Origin of the sequence: Senegalimassilia anaerobia JC110, assembly GCF_000236865.1 — a bacterium.
Lineage (GTDB): Bacteria > Actinomycetota > Coriobacteriia > Coriobacteriales > Eggerthellaceae > Senegalimassilia > Senegalimassilia anaerobia.
In genome coordinates, this window is sequence record NZ_HE611017.1 from 26,761 (window position 1) to 29,155 (window position 2,395).

The following is a 2,395-nucleotide window of genomic DNA, read 5'->3' on the forward strand; positions in this document are numbered from 1 at the left end:
GCCAAGCTTATGCAGCTAAAACGGGCCTTTCGCTACATCAAACGGCCCGTTCGTTACATTTTCGCCGCCTCGGCCGCGTCGAGCCGCCTCCAGGCCGCCGCGCGGCGCGCGCCCTGCTCGCGGCGGTCGACCTCCTCGCCCTCGTGGGCCTCCAGCCAGCGCAGCACGGCCAGGGTCGCGCGGCAGTCGGCCAGCGCGTCGTGCGGCCCCTCCGCGCCCCAGTCGTGGCCCACGTACGCGGCGGCGGTGGCTAGCGTCTGCCACCTGTATCCCCCGTGGTAGTCGTCCCGCAGCCCGAACACGGGCGCGAACATGGCCATGACGTCCACATAGTCGCAATCCGGCAGCGCGATGCCCGCGCCCCGAAGGAACTCGATGTCGAGGCCGACGTTGTAGCCGATCACCACCTCGGCGGCGTCGAGGATGCGCTGCAGCTCCGGGCGCACGTCCTCGATCGCCGGCCACGCCACCGTGTCTGCCGGCGCGATGCCGTTGGCCTCCTCGGCCTCCGGCCACCCATAGCACTCAGGCGGCGGGCAGATCTTGAAGCGGGCCACCTCCGCCCCCTCTCCGTCGACTATGCCCACCGTGAGCAGGTGGTCGCTCCAGCCGCGCAGGCCGGTCGTCTCGACGCCGATCGCGATGGTTGCCGGCAGCGGCCCCTCGACGTGGGGCACGGGCTCCTTTGCGGCGGCCGCCAGCGCCGCCCGCCGCTCCTCGAGCGCGACGTGGCGGGCGCGCTCCTCCTCCGCAACCTCGCGCGCCTTGCAATCGGGGCACATGATCACGTAGTCGTCGGCCTCGTGCCACGTGCCGGCACGCAGGCAGGCCTCGCGCGCCTCGCGGACCGTCTCGGCGACGGCCCGCCCGCAGCGGGGGCAGCGCAGGCGGTCGCGGCGCCTCCTGTCGGCGATGCGCCTGGCCTCGCGCCGCAGCTCGATCTCGTCGTTCTCTCCCATGGCTATCCCTCCTCGATCTCTCGCGCGCCGCCGTCTGCGGCGGGTTTCTGGGCGTCGATGTACACCCGCACGTAGCGGCTCCCGCCCCTGTTGGCGTACGGTTCGCTGCGCTCCAGAACGCATCCGGCGGCCTCCAGCGCGTCGGAGAACTCGGCCACCTCCTCGGGCAGGCCCTGGACCCTGATCTTCAACATCTCGGCACCTCCTCGGTCGTCGGCCCGCGCCGTCGGCGGGCTTTCTGCGGCGCATGCTACGCCGCGAAAAATCGAAGTGAAAGTCTTGGCGGCGCCGCCCCGGCGTGCCACCGCGCGCGGCCGCATGCGCGTCATACGAAAACGCGCCCGCGTTATATTGACGCGGGCGCGCGAGGCGGAACTTTTTCGATTTTTTTTCGCGGCCGGGGATTCGCGCCGCCGGCCGATGGCTCGTCGGCCCAGGACGCGGGAGACGGGGCCCTGGCGCTTGGCCGCGGTGCGCGAAAATGAATGGACCTATGCGTTTGCGCAGTTCAGAGGCATAGTGGATTTGGTACAATGAACCAATCACCGGCAAGGTCCGACGCGGGCGGCGCTTCGAGAGGAGTGATCGCCATGCTAGAGAAAGCCCTCATCGACTTGGCTGCTTTGGCCACAATCGCCCAGTTCGTTCTCGACTTGTGGAGAGGGAGGAAAACGCGCCCGGAAGACGCTGACGACAAAAAGAACGGCCAGTAGCTGGAACTACTGACCGTTTGAGTAAGTGACCTGCGCCGCCCGTCCTGGCTAGACACCACGGGCTTTGCCGGTGTGCCCCCATATTACCACGTTTGGAGCAGCGCACTCAACCTCGAGTGCAACCAGCCGCTCTTCGCGTTTTCGGTTTTTCGCGCTCGCGCGTGTACGCCCACACGTCAGCGTCGGCCACCTCCGGCACGGGAAGCTACTGCTGCTTCACGGCTATGCGCCGGTTCGCATGAACGGGTTCGATGGCCGAGAGGACCGGCGCGCGCCTTACGGCGATGGAATCGTCGCTCGCGCCTCGACCCACCACCGATCAAGGGTAGAGCCGAAACCCCCCTTGCGCTCGATGCGCTCGAGGTACAGATACGTGATCCGCCTGCCGAAGCGCACGGAATACCGAGCCGTCCTCGCCCCATGGAGAGGACGGCCGAACTCCCCATGCTCCACTATCTCGTCGATGGGGAACCGTCTGCCATCGGGCCAATGGACGACGAGCGGGTCGATGCGGCCCTCGTCGGTGACGCGGGCGTCGATGCCGACGTATTGCTTCCAGGATCGGTTTGCAGGTATGTGACGTTCGTTGTGTAGCATGCCGTTTATTATCGAACACTAGTTCGTTACACGCTACTGAATACTGAAAAATGGCAGAATGGGTATCGTCATCATCGCGATGTCTGATAAGAAATATCGAATCGATAACAGAGTATCTGTTATCGA

At 66.4% G+C, this 2,395-nt stretch carries 4 protein-coding genes; 1 reads left to right on the forward strand and 3 read right to left on the reverse strand.

Features of this window, described 5'->3' with window-relative positions; translation table 11 throughout:
• Positions 1-53 precede the first annotated feature (53 nt).
• A complete protein-coding gene (locus SFHG_RS08330; RefSeq protein ID WP_042436303.1) occupies positions 54-959 on the reverse strand; it encodes a 3'-5' exonuclease in 906 nt (301 codons plus the stop codon).
• Between the two features lie 2 nt (positions 960-961).
• Complete coding sequence (locus SFHG_RS10835; protein WP_042436305.1) at positions 962-1,153, reverse strand: hypothetical protein; 192 nt, start codon at positions 1,151-1,153, stop codon at positions 962-964.
• 396 nt (positions 1,154-1,549) lie between these two features.
• Here SFHG_RS10835 and SFHG_RS11215 point away from each other — a divergent pair, with 396 nt between their 5' ends.
• Positions 1,550-1,672 (forward strand): hypothetical protein, encoded by a 123-nt coding sequence (locus SFHG_RS11215; protein WP_262362185.1) that lies wholly within the window; start codon positions 1,550-1,552, stop codon positions 1,670-1,672.
• A gap of 276 nt (positions 1,673-1,948) precedes the next feature.
• On the opposite strand, the gene SFHG_RS08340 is transcribed toward SFHG_RS11215, so the two are convergent.
• Positions 1,949-2,269: a hypothetical protein gene (locus SFHG_RS08340; protein WP_042436307.1), complete on the reverse strand. Its 321-nt coding sequence runs from the start codon at positions 2,267-2,269 to the stop codon at positions 1,949-1,951.
• Positions 2,270-2,395 lie beyond the last annotated feature (126 nt).